Annotated in this window: 17 protein-coding genes; 3 read left to right on the plus strand and 14 right to left on the minus strand. The window is 38.3% G+C overall.

Annotated features, from left to right (window positions below):
- Nucleotides 1-17: 17 nt before the first annotated feature.
- The 8 genes from LEPBI_RS12165 to LEPBI_RS12200 are packed head-to-tail and all read right to left on the minus strand — an operon-like array spanning nt 18 to nt 8243.
- Nucleotides 18-398, minus strand: a complete 381-nt coding sequence (locus tag LEPBI_RS12165; protein ID WP_187148057.1) for a DoxX family protein — start codon at nt 396-398, stop codon at nt 18-20.
- Nucleotides 399-448: 50 nt separating this feature from the next.
- Complete coding sequence (locus LEPBI_RS12170) at nt 449-1657, minus strand: Crp/Fnr family transcriptional regulator (RefSeq protein ID WP_012389416.1); 1209 nt, start codon at nt 1655-1657, stop codon at nt 449-451.
- 41 nt (nt 1658-1698) lie between these two features.
- On the minus strand, nt 1699-3093 hold the full coding sequence (locus tag LEPBI_RS12175; RefSeq protein WP_012389417.1) for an alkaline phosphatase family protein: 1395 nt from the start codon (nt 3091-3093) through the stop codon (nt 1699-1701).
- Nucleotides 3094-3107: 14 nt separating this feature from the next.
- The gene (eboE, locus tag LEPBI_RS12180) at nt 3108-4316 is read right to left on the minus strand and encodes a metabolite traffic protein EboE (RefSeq protein WP_012389418.1); all 1209 of its coding nucleotides are present in this window, start codon (nt 4314-4316) and stop codon (nt 3108-3110) included.
- Nucleotides 4307-5470 (minus strand): 3-dehydroquinate synthase, encoded by a 1164-nt coding sequence (locus LEPBI_RS12185; protein WP_012389419.1) that lies wholly within the window; start codon nt 5468-5470, stop codon nt 4307-4309. Before LEPBI_RS12185 ends, eboE begins: the two co-directional genes overlap by 10 nt.
- A gap of 5 nt (nt 5471-5475) precedes the next feature.
- Nucleotides 5476-6339 carry a UbiA-like protein EboC gene (gene eboC / locus LEPBI_RS12190; RefSeq protein WP_012389420.1) on the minus strand — a complete coding sequence of 288 codons (864 nt, stop codon included), beginning with the start codon at nt 6337-6339 and terminating at the stop codon, nt 5476-5478.
- Entirely contained in the window at nt 6340-7368 is a 1029-nt protein-coding gene (locus tag LEPBI_RS12195) for a TatD family hydrolase (protein WP_012389421.1), read from the minus strand.
- 5 nt (nt 7369-7373) lie between these two features.
- On the minus strand, nt 7374-8243 hold the full coding sequence (locus LEPBI_RS12200) for an EboA domain-containing protein (protein ID WP_226992769.1): 870 nt from the start codon (nt 8241-8243) through the stop codon (nt 7374-7376).
- 238 nt (nt 8244-8481) lie between these two features.
- On the opposite strand from LEPBI_RS12200, the gene LEPBI_RS12205 reads away from it, so the two are divergent.
- On the plus strand, nt 8482-10323 hold the full coding sequence (locus tag LEPBI_RS12205; protein ID WP_012389423.1) for an alginate export family protein: 1842 nt from the start codon (nt 8482-8484) through the stop codon (nt 10321-10323).
- Nucleotides 10324-10330: 7 nt separating this feature from the next.
- On the opposite strand, the gene LEPBI_RS12210 is transcribed toward LEPBI_RS12205, so the two are convergent.
- On the minus strand, nt 10331-10990 hold the full coding sequence (locus LEPBI_RS12210; RefSeq protein ID WP_226992770.1) for a TetR/AcrR family transcriptional regulator C-terminal domain-containing protein: 660 nt from the start codon (nt 10988-10990) through the stop codon (nt 10331-10333).
- A gap of 155 nt (nt 10991-11145) precedes the next feature.
- On the opposite strand from LEPBI_RS12210, the gene LEPBI_RS12215 reads away from it, so the two are divergent.
- Entirely contained in the window at nt 11146-12102 is a 957-nt protein-coding gene (locus tag LEPBI_RS12215; RefSeq protein ID WP_041770035.1) for an NAD(P)-dependent alcohol dehydrogenase, read from the plus strand.
- Between the two features lie 51 nt (nt 12103-12153).
- Here LEPBI_RS12215 and LEPBI_RS12220 read toward each other — a convergent pair whose 3' ends face one another.
- From LEPBI_RS12220 to LEPBI_RS12240, 5 genes are all read right to left on the minus strand, one after another.
- Nucleotides 12154-12441, minus strand: a complete 288-nt coding sequence (locus LEPBI_RS12220; RefSeq protein ID WP_012476360.1) for a hypothetical protein — start codon at nt 12439-12441, stop codon at nt 12154-12156.
- A gap of 75 nt (nt 12442-12516) precedes the next feature.
- Complete coding sequence (gene trhA, locus LEPBI_RS12225; RefSeq protein ID WP_012389426.1) at nt 12517-13245, minus strand: PAQR family membrane homeostasis protein TrhA; 729 nt, start codon at nt 13243-13245, stop codon at nt 12517-12519.
- Between the two features lie 354 nt (nt 13246-13599).
- Complete coding sequence (locus LEPBI_RS12230) at nt 13600-13929, minus strand: EF-hand domain-containing protein (RefSeq protein ID WP_012476361.1); 330 nt, start codon at nt 13927-13929, stop codon at nt 13600-13602.
- Nucleotides 13930-14004: 75 nt separating this feature from the next.
- Complete coding sequence (locus LEPBI_RS12235) at nt 14005-15759, minus strand: acyl-CoA dehydrogenase family protein (protein ID WP_012389429.1); 1755 nt, start codon at nt 15757-15759, stop codon at nt 14005-14007.
- A 10-nt stretch (nt 15760-15769) separates the two neighbouring features.
- On the minus strand, nt 15770-17770 hold the full coding sequence (locus LEPBI_RS12240) for an oxidoreductase (protein ID WP_187148098.1): 2001 nt from the start codon (nt 17768-17770) through the stop codon (nt 15770-15772).
- Between the two features lie 121 nt (nt 17771-17891).
- Between LEPBI_RS12240 and LEPBI_RS12245 the strand changes: the two genes are divergently transcribed.
- The gene (locus LEPBI_RS12245) at nt 17892-18545 is read left to right on the plus strand and encodes a TetR/AcrR family transcriptional regulator (protein WP_012389431.1); all 654 of its coding nucleotides are present in this window, start codon (nt 17892-17894) and stop codon (nt 18543-18545) included.
- The last annotated feature ends 2 nt before the right edge of the window (nt 18546-18547 follow it).

Consider the following 18547-nt stretch of genomic DNA (forward strand, 5'->3'; position numbering starts at 1 on the left):
TAAACCTAGTTTTTGAATTAAGTTGATTCGGACCATTTAAAATCGCGTACAACCCAAGCCCAATAGATAAACAAAAATTGAAAAGGCAATCGAACATATAATGCCCAAATTGGGACTCCAAAATCCTTACCATCTAAGGCTTCGAGTAGCATGTTGATATTGGCAGGATAAATCGCAAGTAAGAGTAAAATAATTCCATAACATGCCAATTTTCTCATTCGTTCATACAATACTAAAAGACCGAGCGTGATTTCAGAAAGCCCACTGGTCACATTGAGTAATTCGTGAAAGGGTAAATAATCGGGCATCATTTCTAAATAAAATTCGGGTGAGAGGAAATGATTGGTGCCGGCGACTATATAAAAAATGGCAAGGGAATACATGAAAAATTTTTTCATCACAGAACTAAATCACAACTAGTGAAAAAATGATACAAATTTTAAATGGATTAGGCAACAATTTGTCCTTCTTTGGATTTGAAATGACCCAATTTTTCCTCTAGTCGCTTTCTACTTTTGATCGTGATCCGATTGGATTCAATGACAAGGTTTGTATCTGCTTTGAATTCATCAATACTCTCTTGTTTTAACTTGATGATCCCACACATATTACAAAGTTCTTCCATTTGGATGTAAATTGTATGAGGAGTCGAAAGGCTTAAATCCAAATTCCGACCCAACCGAATGTCTTGGTCGCGGATCGAGTTATAAAGGTAAGCATAAAGTCTTGTGACTGGGGTTTTCAGTCGTAAGATGACTAGCCTTTGGTGGGAAAACCAAATTCGGCGCGCGATACTTTCAAAAATCTTTTGTAATAATGAAGGCCCAACTGACTCAAATAAATTTTCCGGAGTCACACGTAAGATTTTTGATTTTGTTTCCGTGATGGCAGATGCCATTCTGGGAGCATTGTCAATGAGTGACATTTCACCAAAAATTTCCCCTGGACCCAAAACATCGATCACATACTCAAATCCTCGCACAATCCCAAAAAGTTTTACGTTTCCCTCTAACACGACATAGATTTCATTACTCTTTTCGCTTTCCACAAAAAGAACTTCACCAGCTTCCAAAGTAGATTGGACGTTATCCCAATGAAACGGTTTAAATGAAGAAGCAACGGATTGAAACAAATCCATTGCCTCCGTTAAATTCTCTGTCGATTGGTTCTCTTTTGACCATTTTAAGAATGCTTGTAAAGAATAGGCAGCGAGATTAGGTTTTTGCCAGGTGAGATAGGTGCGTGCATTCTGAACCAAACGTTCCGGATGGTAATCTCTGTCAGCAGGTTTGTTTGCCTTGGATAAATGTTTTTGAAGGGTCCTTAATTCACGAGAATAGAGCCCCAAAATCTTCATCGCCAATTCCTTTCTTTCTTTTAGGTAAGAACCCAAAAGTCGAATGGGAATCTGAACAAGTTCCACATCTGTATCTGCAAATAAAGTGACAAGGAACCTATGTTCTGTTAAGGCTGAGACGAGTCCAAAACTATCACCCGCCTCATAATAGGCAAGTTCATGGTCGACAACAATGTGTTCTGAATCGACCGAAACACGTCCGGATTTTACGATGAAAAAATTTCCAGTATTGACGGAATTTTGGACAACTATGGCTGCCCCTTTGGAGTATGTGACAATTTTGATATCTTCTGCGGACACTGAATTAAAAATAATGATTTTTAAAGGTACGAGTCAAACATTTAAATCTCCGAAGTCATCTGATCCCAAATGAAATCGTACACTTTTATAGCAGAAATATTTTTTTTCGGGAGTGGGATTTCCGCTGAGAAAATGGGGAAAAAATCGGAATCCGTTGGCAAGCCCCCATGGGATCCTTTAACGAGACCCGCATCGAGTGGAATCACATCCATCAGGTAGCGAAACCCTAACTTTTTTTTCAGTAAGTTCCAAATTACTTTCAGTTTTACCAGTTTTTGAGAAGGGTCCAAAAATAATTCAGCAGGATCGTAACCTGGTTTTCGATGAATGTCCACCAAGCGGGCGTAATCTGGAGCTTTTTTATCATTTAACCAATAATAATACGTAAACCAATGTCCTTCTTTTGCGACAAGAACCAAATCGCCAGATCTTTCATGGTTTAAGTGGTATTTTCTTTGTTCTTGTTTGTCTAAAACCAATGCAACACCTGGTATTTGTTTGGTGATTTGTCTCACCTGTTCGATTGTTTCTTTATTTTGGCAATAAATATGTGAGATTTGATGGTCTGAAACCGAAAATGCTTTTGAGGCACCTGGGTCTAAAAGTTCATACCACCTCTCCTTTCTCACTGCTATGAGTTGGTTTTCTCGTAAAATACGATTGATGTGAATGGGAGTATGGACATTCGTGATACCATATTCAGAAAGTAAAATCACCTTTGTATTTGTTGATTCAAAGTATTCGATTAATTCCTTCAACACGAAATCCAAATCCAAAAGGTCTTGTTTTAAGTGAGTTTTATTCGAACCAAATTTTTGTAATCCGTAATCAAGATGTGGTAAATACACAAATGTTAATGTTGGATTGTATTTCTGATCCACGTAAATTGTAGCATCTTTGATCCATTGAGTTGACTTGATATTGGCATTGGGCCCCCAAAAGGAAAACAAGGGAAAAGGACCAAATTTATTTTGCAGTTCATCACGTAATGAGGGTGGGTTAGAATAACAATCAGGAGCCTTCACTCCATCGGCATGGTATTGAGGCCTCGGCGTGACAGAATAATCTGCTGAAGAATACATATTATACCACCAAAACATTTTGGAACAGGTAAAGTTCGGATCTATTTTTTTTGCCTTTTCCCAAATTTTTTCTCCGATTACCAGATGATTGGATTGTTTCCAAAACTTTACTTCAGCATCGGTGCGGTCATACCAACCATTCCCGACAACTCCATGTTCACTAGGCCACTTTCCGGTTAGATAAGTACTTTGAACGCTTGTCGTAACGCCAGGTAACATTGGTTCTATGAAGGTTTGATTTCGTTTTTCCAAATACTGCTTTAAAAAAGGAGTAAAATCCGAAACTAATGAATTTGAAAGCCCGACGACATTGATGACAACTGTCTTCCGAAATTGTTTTTTTATTTTTGCCATAAGATGATTTTTATTTAACTGATCCCGAATGTTTTTTTTACCCAATCAATTTCCCGAATAATGGAAGATTCCATCGACATCTGAAGAGATTCTGGGAGAACATTCCATGTATAAGTTTCGATTTCTAAGATGTTTGTAAATGGAAACTTTTTATGTTCCTCTAAGACATAAGAAAGTTCTTCTTGGGTAGAAAACAAACTTCCATATGATTCCAAAAAAATGGGAACGTGGAAATGGATACGCCATTCATCCCCAATACTCACTCCATTTGCAATGGCTTCTCCTAAGTCTCGATACGAGATTTTTGACCCGTCATTTTGAATCGCTACTACTTGGTGTAAGTATTTTTTTTCATCAAATGGTCTTAATACTTCTAAAATTGATTCAGTGGGTTCTGTAAATTTGACTTTTAATGCCGAACTCACTTGAATCCGACCTACTTTGATTCCAGTTCGTTTTAATTCGGTTAGCAGAAGTTCATTTATTTCGTGTGTTACTGCTAGGTGGCATACATCCAAACACAATCGAATATGCTCCTTAATTTGTATGATAGCATTGTTTTTTTGGAATCCAAATTCACTGTTCAGAATGGTGAATGCTTGGGGGATTAATTGATCTTCATACCATTGGATAAAATTCGAAAAGGTTCCAATCAATCCATCTGGTTCTGGTTCCAAATCTAAGTGTAAAACTCGACCAAATTCCATCTTAAAACGAATCAAATCAACAAGAGTTTGTATGATATTTTGAGTGCATTTCTCCTTTCTTTGATTTGAATCGATTTGATTTGAATCAAAATAAAAATAGGAAAGTGGAGGTGTGGAGACTCCACCCTCTTCACCTTCAGGCAATAATTCATGTAGGATGGAAAAAAGCCTTTTTGTATATTCATATCTTGTTTGTGTCGACCAATCCGGTTTGTAGACGTTTTCTTTGACAACATCAGAATGGAATCCACCAAAAGGAAATCCATTGATGGAAATCACATACATGGATTCTTTTTGTAACCATTCTTTCCATTCGGACAAATGATCTGCTTCCATGAGTGAGAGGGAAGCTTCGTCGGACAATCTAAGTCCAATTGCGAATGGATGGTCAGGGGAAATTTGACTTTTAATTTTAGGTAGATAGGTTTTTAATTCAAGGAAGTGATCCTTCCAAGATTCTCCTGGATGGATATTCGAACAATATGTTAGGTTACCATATTTAGTCTTCACTTCCATCCAACCAAACGATCGTATGCAGATTCTAACAAAGATAAATGAATTGTATAAACTTCCTTTGGAAAACCAATTCCTTCTAACATTAGCAAGGTGAGTTTTCCGCCTAAGTGTTCTTGGAATTCTTTTAGAGCAAGTTCCAAATTCTCTTTTCCGTTTTTGAGAAGCACGGGATGGTTAAATTGAAACCCAAGATCTCTTAATAAATTTAAAATTCGATTCAACTCGGATTCTTGCAAAAAACCAGAAAGATACGAATAAATGGAATCCAAAGCCATTCCGATTGCCACCGCTTCGCCATGACGGATGGAAAAATTTGCCAAGTATTCTAATTTATGAGCAAACCAATGTCCAAAATCAAGTGGGCGAGAAGAACCAAACTCGAAAGGATCTCCATTTTGAATGTGTTCCATATGAAGCCTTGCACATTCATAAACTAAATGTTCCATCGTAGTCAGGTCCCGATGGGTGAGTTCAGAAACATGAGATTCCATCCATTCAAAAAAAACTTTGTTTTTGATTAGAGAAACTTTCACTGCTTCTGCCATACCAGAACGCCAATCCCTATCTTCTAAAGAGACTAAAAACGAAGAATCATTGAATACAGCGACAGGAGGTGCAAAGGTTCCAAGAAAATTTTTTTTTCCAAAATAATTAATACTATTTTTAACACCAACACCAGAATCATTTTGAGAAAGTACAGTTGTTGGGATTCGAATCAAACGAATGCCTCGATGTGCAACAGCTGCCGCATAACCAACCATATCTAAAATAGCACCACCACCGATCACCATAAGATAAGAATGCCGATCAATTCCATATTGGTTGATAGCTGACACAACTAATTCCCAACCATTTGAATCATTTTTTGATGTTTCTCCACCTGGAAGAATAATGAGATCTTCAATCAATTGTACAGATTCTACATTTGATTGAAAATATTGAGGGATGGATTCTAAAATTTTGTTGTGAAAGTTGAATAACCCTTGGTCAATCACAACCAAAACCTTCTTTTTCATTTTGTCAGTTTTTTTAGATTGGAAAAATTCACTGAGTAGTATGTTTTCCAATGAAAATAATTCTTTGGTAAAAAAAACATCATACTCATAGGTAACTTGGAATTCAGACCGAATGTTTTTCGAACGATTCTCTTTCATCGTATTTAGGTCACTGCAAAATATTTGGAGATGGAGAAAGAGATTGGTAACAAACTTAGAATGAGAAAGGCCAATGGCACCATCCCAAAGGCTGCTGCAAAACTAGCATTCAAAATAATGAGAGTGATTACACCCATTTTCACCGCGTTACCAATTCGTTTGGGACTTGGATTTTGGAACGCTTGCCAAAGTGGAGGGAAAAGGAAAATGGAATGTAATAGGATAAAAGGAATTGTTATCGCTACATTATGATTATGGTAAGACAAAAAAGTTTGTGAGAATAAAACTAGGGCATATAAAAAGAAAGCATAGAGAAACTTACTTTTTCCACCTCCGCTTACTTCGTTTTGGCTAATGAGGGTGATCGCTGCTATGTATACGAACGGTAAAATGGCAAGACTCATTCCGAACGAGGGGATAGTTTTGATCAAAGTCATACCTAAGATTAAGTTAAACCCACGGCATAATCCCATTACCAATGGTCCAAAAATGATACTATGTTTTGCGAATCGATTATAGAGTAAGATTAAAAATACAATACAGATGGATATAACCAAACTAATTTCACTGTATAAACAGGAAAAAAATACACCTAAAACAAGTAAGGCGGTTCCTAATAAGAATGCGTGTAAAGATGAGACTTTACCTGAAGGAATGGGCCTTTCTGGTCTTTCTTTGGAATCTAATTCTTCATCAAAAAAATCATTGAGTACAACCCCTCCCCCATACAAACAAACACTCGCAAGAAGCAGAAACATAGCTTCCTTTTCCCAAGGGAAAGAAACGATGGCCATACCTGCCAAACTATCGGCGATCGCTGTAACGAGGTTAGCTGGTCTTAGTAAAATGAGATATTGTTTGAAATTCATTTAGTCGATAAAAAGAGAATTTTGATTCCGCTTTGGTTGTTGCCCTCCGCGTAAAACAGAATTCCCATGAAATTTGTCACTTGGATCGGAAGACAGTCCATTTTCAAAATCAGAAACATGGATTTGTCCACTTTTGGCAAATGCTTCAATTGCATTCTCGTATGTTACCTTACGGATCACATCATGAGAGATCCCTCTTGACACCATGAGCGCTGCCGTTTTTGGTATGGCCAATGGATCAGAGATCCCCCAGTCAGCACTCGAATTGATCATAATCTTTTCGGCCCCATATTCTTCCACTATGGATACCATTCTTTTGTTTCCCATCTTCGTAAAAGGGTAAATTGTAAACGCAGCATAAAAACCTTGATCTAACACTGATTTCACGGTTTCTTCGTTATTATGATCGACAACGACGAAAGAAGGGTCAAGCCCATGTTCTAATGCAATCGACATGCTCCTTTCCGTTCCTCTCTTTTTATCACGGTGAGGAGTGTGAATTTGAACAGGCAATTTTGCTTCTTTTGCAAGCTCAAGCTGCAAACGATAGTATTTCTCTTCTAATTCAGTTTGATCATCAAATCCAATTTCACCGATCCCAACAACTCCCTCTTTATAGATATAAAGTGGTAAAATTTCCATCACTTCATCAGCCAAACGTTCATTATTCGCTTCTCTTGAATTTAAGCCAATAGTACAATAATGTTTGATTCCAAACTGAGAGGAGCGGAATCGTTCCCATCCAACAAGACTGCTGTAATAATCCTTAAAAGTGGATAGACCTGTGCGAGGTTGCCCTACCCAAAAAGCTGGTTCGATCACAGCAACAATGCCAGCTTGTGCCATATTTTGATAATCATCAGTCGTGCGGGAAACCATATGGATATGAGGATCAAAAAACCGAAACCCTCGGATTTTTTCTTGGAATTCATCCCATTTTAATTCCACATGAGTTGGAATTTCATTGGAATCATTTTGGTTTTCAAAGTGGGAAGGATGATTCGATGTTTGGTGATTGTTTTCGCACATAAAAATTACTTAAAAACGATACTTAGTTTAGACCAATCCCATTTTCTTTTTTGAATTTCTTCTTTGTATTTTGGATATTTTATGAACAAAGATTGAAAACTGTTCCAATTTGATTCGGAACAAATCAAAGAAGCCGCAATTTGATCTTCCTCTTTTTCGGATAAAAAAAGTCTTTCGATCAAACTGATTTCTGATTCTGAAACATACAGAGATACCAATTGCCATACATTGGCAGGAACGTCTCTTCCTGCAGCCCATCTTTCTTTGACAAAATCGATGGTACTGAAAGCTAAATTTAGATTTTTTCTTTCTATTAAACCGTAAATCAATTCGATTGGTTTGGCGTTAAAAATCGTTTTTAAAACCAATTGGTTCCAAGCTAACTCAGAAAAATATTGGAAAGGAAATGGGTTTTGAATCGCGATCGCATCAAAAACAAACCCCATATTGGAACGAACTGCGTCGGTTGCCTTCGGTAACCAAACTTCAGGAAAGGGAAGCAATGGTAGGGCAGAAAATAAAGCAACCAACTCATTTAATTCCGCAGTGTCAAACAAAGTTTCAATCGTTTGGATGCATTGGTCTTTGGGAAAATCGGAAACAAAAGTTAGTAACCAAACACGACTTAAACGAACTAAATTCCAATGTTCCACTTGGAAACCAGGAATCTCCGGAATCAAATTTTGTGAGGTTTTTTGGATTGTGGTTTTTTGGATAAACCTAGGTGTTTTGACAAAGGATGTCATGAGGGCCAAGGAATCCGTTTTCGGTATGGAATCCAACCATTGGATTTCTTCCTGTGTTGTATGGTCTTGCAATACCTGATAAAGAATGGAAGAATACGAAGGAAACATAGAGGCGACAATTGAAATCATTTTTCTGATCAAAGTCCAAGTAAACCAATTAATCGCCCGATTTTTCAATCTAGCTTTTACCAGCTATCCATCAGGACAAAAAAGTATGTCTCTTACAAAACCGAAAAAATAGTATCCAAACCGTAACATAAACTGTACAAAATCCATCCATTCATTTAGGTATCCTACGCATTTGGAAATTTATGGGTAGGAAAGAGAAATGGACCTAAGTCCACTGGCAAAACGAAGGGAGTATCCAATGCACAAACAGTTTCACTATCTAATTCTCGGACTCTTTATTTGTGTGACCTTAAGTTTTGGAACAGGGGAAATCGGAGCACAGTTCATCACACCTGTCAAAAAAGAAGCTCCTGAGCCACCACCGGCAGCTCCTCCTACGCCACCACAAGAACCGACCAAAGAACAAACGAAAGAAACTCCTCCCGTGGAAGAGCAAACTGATTATGTAAGTCCCATGAAGGGAAATTTGCCAGGAGAGTACTTTAAAAATTTTCAAATCACGAACAAACAAAAAAAAGCAATCCAGGAAAACAAAAACCTTTGGTTTGCAGACCGGTTCCGAGTGGGGTTTGGGTTAAGGCCAAAAGTTGATTCATTGTACAATACTGACTTCGATCGTTCCACGTCTGATAACAGAAATACTGTGAGTAACCAAACGCAGTTTTATTTAGTGGGTGATGTTTCACCTAACATTACTTTTAAAATGACATTTCAAGATGTAAGATTATGGGGCGGCGAAATTGTCACTGGTTCTTCTGACCAAAAACTTGGAGTGATCTCCAATGTTGGAACCACGATCGATACAACACGGCAACGAGAATTTGCGATGAACAATTATACTGGATTTAGAGAAGCATTTTTGGATCTAAAAACTACAAACCAAATGTTTCGAGTCCGAACAGGTCGTCAAATATTAGACTTTGGTGATGGAAGGATTCTAGGAGCACGTAACGATAGTTTAAATGGAAATTCGTTTGATGCCGTCAGGACAACACTAACTGTACAAAAACAGAGTTTGGATATCTTCGGTGCCATTGTCAGTTCTGAAAACAATGCCAATAGTATGGTTTCCAATAATTCAACAAGACTAGGTGGTCCGGGTAATGCTTCCTATTATGGAGTCCATTACGGAATCAAACCATGGGAATGGTTGGGTATTGAGGTATATAATTTCACTCTCTACAAACAAAAATTAAAAGCAACGAACACAACTCCGTATGGATCAGATATTTATTATCGAGACCCTGACCAGTTGAATACAACTGGATTTCGATTGACCAATCGTACGAAAGGGAATGCATTACCAAAAGAAACAGGGATTGATTGGATGGTAGAGGCCGCTTGGCAAACAGGATTTACTGGAGAAAGAGTATCTCCAGACTGGATCAATCAAAACGGGGCACTTAAAACCAATCGAGTCACGGGAGAACCACCTCCGCATTCGGATCCTGTTCGATACAAAGCAAATATCGTAGCAGCTCAGTTAGGTTACACTCCTGTCAAAGAGTTTAGGATCGGAATCCAATATGTCCAAGCATCAGGAGATCCCAATCGAAATGATAGCAGTGCTGCAACTTACAATCCATTATTTGCAACACGTAGGATGGCCGGAGGAGCCATTCCTTTTGCTGGGAACGGAAACTCTGGGTTGGTTTTTTGGCAAAATATCAAAGATTACTCAGTTCATATCAAATTTGAATCATCAAAATGGGGAACATTCATCATTAACCCTCACTGGTATTACAAAACGAAGTTACAAGACGGTTATTACGAAAATAATAACTATGTTGCGGGGAGTAAGGCTACAGGTGAAACAGCATCAACAGAAGATTTTTATAATACAGAAGCATACAATCCGAATCGTCCGAAATTAGGAAAACATGTTGCAACGGAAGTCAATTTGATTTATATCATCACTCCTTTTGAAAATGTTTCCTTTTGGTTTGGAGCTAGTTCGCTTTATGCAGGTGATGCCATTCGCAACCAAAAGAACAATCCTTATGAAACAGATCCATACAGAAGGTATGATTTCAAACCGAATGCGAGTTTTTTCACATTCCAATCGGTCTTCGCCATCTAAATTTTCTTCATTTTTTGGATTGGAACTTGAGTCCATCTAGGATTAAATCCAATCCAAAATCAAAGTTTTGTTTTCCGTTGTACTTACCCATAGCCACTTCCTTGGTTAGGTTATAAAAATAAATTAGATCATTTTTGGGAATCATAGGCAAATATTCACTCGCTTTAGATTTATACTCATTAGGTTTAAATGGAAAATTTAACTCTTGCAAGGTGAATCCATAAATATGACTATCAATGGCGTTGATGATTTGGTCTGCTTGTTTATATGTAAAACCGGCGTTTACCAAACAACCAATGGAATCATTAAAATACCGAAGCATACTTTCACCAATATTCACCCTAGAGACAAGTAATATGGTGAGCCAAGGGTGGCTCAAAAGAACTTCTCTTACCGATCTTGCCCTCCTTTTCATTTCCTTTTTCCACTGACCTTTTACTTTTGGTAAACTAAAAAGTATTACACACGATTCTACCATACCATCGATTAGTTCATCTTTGTTTTGGATATGATTGTACAATGACATGGCTTCCACACCTAACAATTGCGCCAAATTTCGCATAGAAAGAGAATCGATTCCATTTTTGTCTGCAAATGAAATGGCAGTTTGGACCAAAACATCCTTCGAAAGTTGTTTTTTCAATTTCTGATTCTTTTTTTTAATCACCAAATTTCTGAATTGCTCCTAAAAGTTTGTCAGCATATCTCATTTATCTATCATAAAATTCACTACTGATCGAGACAAAATTTTCATTTTTAAGGAAATATATTTCATTGACATACTTACACTGTAAGTCATTTTCGAAATCTGGAGTTTACCCTTTGAAAGTTATCACTTATCGTAATTATGGCCCACCTGAAGTATTAAAATTAGAAAATTGGGAGATTCCGAATCCAAAAGAGGATCAAATTCGAGTTCGTATTGTCAATACGGCTGTGAATTCTGGAGATTGGAGGATGCGTAAACCTGATCCGAAAGTAGTTCGTTTATTCTTCGGATTATTCAAACCAAGATCTGTCATTTTAGGGATAAGTTTTGCCGGAATTGTGGATGCAGTGGGGAAAAATGTAAAATCCTTTCAGATTGGTGACAAGGTTCTTGGTTCCACTGGAATGAAGATGGGAGCATATGCTGAATATACCTGTGTATCTGAAAACGCGGTTGTCTCAAAACTACCAGAAAAAATGTCTTTTCCAGAAGGAGCCGCCATATCATTCGGTGGCCTCACTGCAGTAGATTTTATACAAAGATGTAAAATCCAAACAAACCAAACCATTGTCATTTACGGAGCTTCCAGTTCCGTCGGAACATCGGCCATCCAATTGGCAAAACATTTTGGTGCTCACGTAACTGCCGTTTGTAGCCAAGGGAATTTTGAGTTGGTAACATCACTCGGAGCAGACAAAACAATGGATTATTCAAATTTTTTTGCTTCAAATGAACAATATGATGTCGTTTTTGAATGTGTCGGAAAAACAGAAATTGAAACAGATTTGAAATACCTAAAAAAAGGTGGGCATTTAGTGTTAGTTGGTGCTTCGTTTCGGCAAATGTGGGATTCGATTTGGATTTCTCTATTCCAACGAATTCAAATTCACATTGGTCCCATCAAAGAAACATTAGAAAATTTAAACTTTTTACTCACTTTGGCAAATCTCGGCAAATACAAAGTGGCCATTGATAGAAGTTATCCATTAGAAGAAATGGTAGAAGCACACAGGTATGTTGAAGCAGGTCATAAAAAGGGAAATGTTGTGATTGATGTTAGCAAGGTTTAATACGTATGGAGAAAGCCCACCTAATCTACATTAGACAGGCTTTCGGATACATTAGTTGAATTTGAATGTTGGTGAGTTGTTTTGTTTTTTAGTGCCCAAGATGGTTAGGTCTTCATAACTTCGTTCGACTTTACATACTTTCACATTCGCGGCTGTGGAACATGAAGAAGTTCCTGATATTTTACACCCTTTTTCCTCACAGGCCTTTCGGTCTTTACCTCGGCATTGTTGGCATCCGTTTGTACTCCCGCTCCCACACAAAAAACAATCTTCCGCAAACAATGCTGTTGATGAAAATAAAACCATCAAAGCAAAACTAAACGTGACCAATGTTCTCATATATTCTCCTACTTGCGAACCTCGAAAGGCCGACAAGAGACAAAATCATAAGGTAGGTAAATTTTTTGACAAACATTATTTTACATTTGGAACCGAGGGAATCACATAAAACAAAATGGCAAAAAAATGACAAACACTCCCTGAAAGCACGAAGAGATGCCAAATCGCATGATTCATTGGCAAACGATCCCAAAGATAAAAAATCACACCAAACGTATAACTGAGGCCACCCGCAACTAACCAAGTCATCCCACCCACTCCGATAGCCGCACGAATGTCTTTCATCACAAAAATGGCAAGCCAACCCATGATGATGTAAACAACGACACGGAGACCGCTGTACTTTCCAGGGAAGAGGAGTAATAGTGCCACTCCAATGAATGCGAGGATCCAAATGACACTAAACAATACCCAACCCCATTCAGAATTTTCCCGCAAACTAACAAGTGTAAAAGGAGTGTAAGTGCCAGCAATTAAGAGATAAATGGATGCATGGTCAATCACCTTAAAGATACGTTTGGTAGCCGTATGATAGATTCCATGGTATAAAGTAGAGGCCAAATACAAAATGATGAGTGTCGCACCATAAATGGCTGAGCTAACGACATGCCATACATCTCCATATAAAATCGCCATCGTTAATAATACGGACAAACCGGCGATACTAAGACCACCACCAATTCCATGAGTCACCGCGTTGGCGATTTCATGCCCAATACTATACTCATGGACCGTGTCTATAAGCTCTTGGATATGAGAATGACTCTTGGGAATTCCCATCGGTGAGATGGGAATGGGAGTCATTTGGATCGTATGATTGCTTTCTTTGTCAATTTTTTTTGTTTTTGATTTTTGATATGAATTTTGTTTCTTCTTTTTGGGGGAAGGTTTTTGTTTCGCTTTTTTGGCTTTCATTCGGTTCAACTGCTTTGATTTCACTCTCATTTGGTAAGAAGGTCAATCGAAAGAAAGGTTTCAAAAAGTTTCCGAAAGGGAGAAATTTTTTAGATGAAACTGAAATTAAGTTCAGTATTGATTGGAAATGAAGATAGGAATCGGTTCCCCTTTCGGATTGTAATCCTTAGGAGAACCATTGGACCTTTCACCACTCTGGATTCAATTCGGAGTGAATGAGATCAAAAATCGTAAGGAACGAAATCACTCCGTAGTTGTCGTTTGGTTTTTCTTCTTTCCTTGTTTTTGGTTTTCCTTGGCTTTTTCTTTCATTTTGTCTCTTTTTTCCATTTGTTTTCCTTTCAACTCTTCCAAAGAAATCATCCCATCACCGTCTTTGTCCATATCTGCGAACATCGTATCGTGGAATTTGAGCCATTCTTCTTTTGATACTTTTTTATCACTGTCAGCATCCATTTTTTGAAAATTGTCAACTGCCATTAACTTTTTCCCATGACCATCTTTATCATGAGCAAATACGGAGAAAGAAAGGAGCAAACATGCTCCCAAAACCAACTTCAAAATTGTTTTCATACAATACCTCAGGGAATCAAGAATCAGTGAAAAATTTGAATCCGTCAATCCCTCTTATGATCAGAGATGAAATCTTTATCCTTTTCCAAAATGTTGGATGCGATAAAGGCTAGATTGGGCCGTTGCCGCACTGTCCACAACATAGGACTGGCAATCGAATTCCCATATTGGTTTCATTTCTGTGTCCGTAATTTTAGAGACAGCTTGTTCATACAATAGAGAACAAAGGTAACGAGCCATTTGGATCATTAAATTTTCTGCGACTGTTTCTTTTCTCGCTTCTGAATCGATCAATCGCATGCATTGGATGGATGATTCCAGTAGCTTCTCCTGTTCCAATAAATACAAAGAAGGATTTGGAATCTCTGTTTTGAGTGAATTTAGATACTTTCTAAAATTTCCATCTCCTGCCATACCCGCAAGGATGGCACCCGTGGAAATTCGTACATGGATTTGGGAAGTACCTTCATAAATTGTATTGATTCTAGAATCACGGAACATTCGGGAGATATCATAATCTTCAGTATATCCTGCACCACCAAATACCTGTACGGCGATACTTGTACATTTATGACCCTCTTCTGAACTGTAATATTTCGCGATAGGTGTGAGAATGGATGCTAGGGTTGACCAATATTTTACTTTTTCATCCTTACGTATGTCTCGATCAGGTAACCCTTGTTTTTCGAGTCGAATTTGATGGTGTTGGTACATATCAATCACTCGAGCGGTTTCTAAGGTTAAGAGTCGCATTGCATTTGTTTCCCTTTTGATCTTATGAACCATTTCGAAAACGGCAGGGATTTCAAAAATTGGTTTTCCAAACTGATTCCGTTCATTTGCATATTTGAGGGATTCAAAATAAGCGGCAGCACCGCCACCACATCCTCCCGAGGCACTCACAAGCCTCATAAAGTTTGTCATCCCTGCTGTGTAACGAGTGAGTCCAAGTCCTTCTTCGCCTAATATTTCTCCATAACTATTCTCATAAACGATCTCGCAAGTTGGAGAACCATGGAGCCCCATTTTTTTCTCAATGCCTGCGACAGTGATGTCAGAACTTTTCACTAAAAATACGGATAGTCCTCTGGCACCACCATCTGGTTTTCCTGTCCTTGCTAACGTTAACAAAAGTGCGGGATAATCACCTAAACCACAACCTTGGGATATGAATCGTTTCGTACCTGTGAGTCGATATGATCCGTCTTCTTGTTTGATCGCCACTGTCCGAACACTATTCAAATCAGATCCAAAATCTGGTTCCGTGAGTGACATCGCAAACAAACAATCACCTGTTGCTGCTTTCGTTGCATAAGTTTCAATTTGTTCCTTAGTTCCAAATCTTGATACGATTTGTGCCAAATTGAGGAGAGTGGTTGTCATACAAAATGCAACATCGGCGCGAGCCATAATCATGGCATAAAACGCGCCAACGGTTGCCGGAAAATTCAATCCACCCGCTTCTCTTGGGAGAGAATAACCAAGTAATCCAGTGTTTCGGAATTTTTCGTATATTTCGACAGTTTCCTTAGGAAAAATGACCTTTCCATTTTCATATTTCAGTTCATTTCGATCCATGATTTGGGACTTTTGAGAAACATCTTTTCCAAAAAAATCTCCCATCGCGTCCAAACTAGAAGTATATAGTTCCATTGCTTCATCAAAGTTTGAGGGTGCCATTTCATAACGATTGTTTTGAGTCTCTGAATAAATTTGATGGTCTATAAAGCCTTCCCCTTCCGCTTCTTTAACGATTGATTTCCAATCGATCAATTGGTTGTAGATTAACTGTAAGTCCTTATCATCTGAAAAATAATTATTAGCGATCATATTTATCTCCTTAAATACTGTATGCTGCTTCTAGTCCTTCGAAAAATGCTCGTTTGGCGTCGATGTTTTTTGCATCCTTTGCACCACCGATCAATATGGTTTTTTGGTTTGGAAATTGTTTCGTATACTCTTCGTATAATGAGTCTTCTTTTTCTTGCCCAACACACAAAACAATAGAATCACAAGGATACAAAAATTCCTCTCCATTTTTAAATACTACCACCAGGCCTTCTTTTGTTACCTCTTTATAACTTAATCCTTGGTAAAATTGAACGCCAACTGATTCTAACTCTTGTTTGAGTGCCCAAAAAGTAGTAGGACCAAGACCAGCACCATGTTTGCCATTCCTTCGAAACACGGCTACCTTACGATGTGCGACTTCAGTTTGTACGACCGCATTGGTAAACGAAGATATATTATATTTTTTCTGATAGGACTCTAGGGTTGGATCATGTTCTTCTGTCAACCGATGGGCAACGTCAACGCCAATCCCTCCTCCTCCAATCACTGCCACTTGTTTTCCTGGCACAAATTTTCCGGTGAGATAATCCGCATAACTTCCATTTGGCAATCGTTCCAAACCTTTCAATTGAAATCCTCTTGGGATCACTCCACAGGCAAAAATCACAACATCTGCGTTTTCAGATTTGATGTTTTGGATATTTGCTTCCGTATTCAATTGGATATTAACACCAATTGTTTCCAATTCATTCTTAAAATACCGAATGGTTTCATTGAATTCAGATTTACCTGGAATGTGAGAAGCAAGTTGGAACTGTCCTCCAATTTGATCTCTTTTTTCAAAAATTGTCACATCATGCCCTAATTCTTTGGCAGCACGTGCTGCTTCTAAACCAGCGGGACCCGTTCCGATGACCAATACTTTTTTGGGATTGGTGGTTTTGTTCTGACTGTATTTTCCTTCATTCATCGCCATAGGATTCACAATACAGGAAACATGTTTTTCTTGGAACGCATGGTCTAAACAAGCTTGGTTACAAGCAACGCAGGTATTGATTCGGTGTGATTCATTTGATTGTAATTTTTTGACGATGAATGGATCTGCGAGAAATGGCCTTGCCATCGATATGAGATCCACACTTTGTTCTAAAAATACCTTTTCTATCGTTTCCCCATCGTTCACTCGATTGGATGCAATGATGGGAATGCCTTTGGTATGTTCTTTGATACGACGAGCAATTGGAACCCAAGCCCCTCTTGGAACCAATTGGCTAATCGTTGGAACACGTGATTCATGCCATCCAATTCCAATATTTAAAGCGGAAACGTTTTCATCACGCAGAACATTGGATAAACCGATTACTTCTTCAAAGCTTGGATTCCCTGGAATTAAATCGATCCCTGACATCCGAAAGATAATGGGAAATCCTTCTGGCAGATTTTTTTTCACTGATCGGAGGACTTCGATTGAAAAATTCATACGACGTTTGGCATCACCTCCAAAATAATCATTCCGATGGTTGGTCACTGGTGAAAAAAATTGATTGAGAAGATAACCTTCACTTCCCATAATCTCCACTGCCCCAAATCCAACTTCATATGCAATTTTAGCTGATCGTCCAAAATCTTCAATGGTCTTCCAACATTCTTCTTCCGACAATTCTCTTGGCACATAACGATTGATTGGTGCTCTAATAGCAGACGGTGCAACACAATTTCTATCAAATGCATAACGACCTGCATGGAATAACTGAGCACACATGATACCTTTCCCTTGTAATGATTGGTTCATCAATTTCAGTTCGTTAGCGTGGGTGGGATCTAAAAATTGGAAAAACGATTTGGAACCTTTTCCCTCTTCATTCACACTGATCCCACCTGTCACAATCATTCCGACTCCACCTTCAAAGCGTTTCCGATAAAAAGTCGCCATACGATCTGCTACACCAGTTTCACCTTCCACTCCTAAATGCATGGATCCCATCAAAAATCGATTCGGTAGGGTCAAATTTCCAATTTTGATCGGGGTAAAGGCTTGGTTCATATCAATTTCCTGCTAAAATGAAATAATTTACCATTGGTAATATATTTGAAATCACCAACAAGCAATAATTTACCAACGGTAAATATCTGCTAGCCAAACGGTAGAAAAGGAATCAAAATGTCCAGAAATGGTGGCGAAAAAACAAAAAGGGAAACCAAAAAAAATTCCGAGAGTTGGTCGACCGAATAAATTGAACAGTGTTAATGTTCGAGAAGCCTTGATCCAAGCCGGAGTCGCTTTATTAGAAACAACTTCGTTGGAAGAAATTTCACTCAGAAAAGTTGCCGCAAAAGCAGGTGTGAGCCATGTCGCAAGTTACCACCATTTCGAAAACAAACACGCGTTATTTTCTGAAATAGCAGAAATTGGATTCCAAAAATACTTTGCTACCTACCAACTAGAACTAGAAAAAACGGAAAAAGATTTTAAAGGGCGATACCGTGCACTCGGATGGACATATTTTCAATTCATCATGAACAATAGGCAGTTCGCAAGGATTATGTTTGGCGGAATGGGTGTTGAGTCAAATTTACATCCAACTTTGTCTTCTGTATCGAGGAGAACCTATCGTCAGTTACACGAAATCATTCGAATGGGACAAAATTTAGGTTACCTAGAAAAAGGTCAAACGAGAGAAAAAACTTTGGCTTCTTGGGCGATGATCCACGGCATTGCGATGTTATTTTTAGAAGGTCGTTTACAAATGAAAAATGACCTGAATGAAATGGAAAAATTCATTCAAACCGTTACTGAATATGCTTATAACGGAATGAAATCCTAGTG

Source organism: Leptospira biflexa serovar Patoc strain 'Patoc 1 (Paris)' (assembly GCF_000017685.1).
In the GTDB taxonomy this organism is placed as follows: domain Bacteria; phylum Spirochaetota; class Leptospiria; order Leptospirales; family Leptospiraceae; genus Leptospira_A; species Leptospira_A biflexa.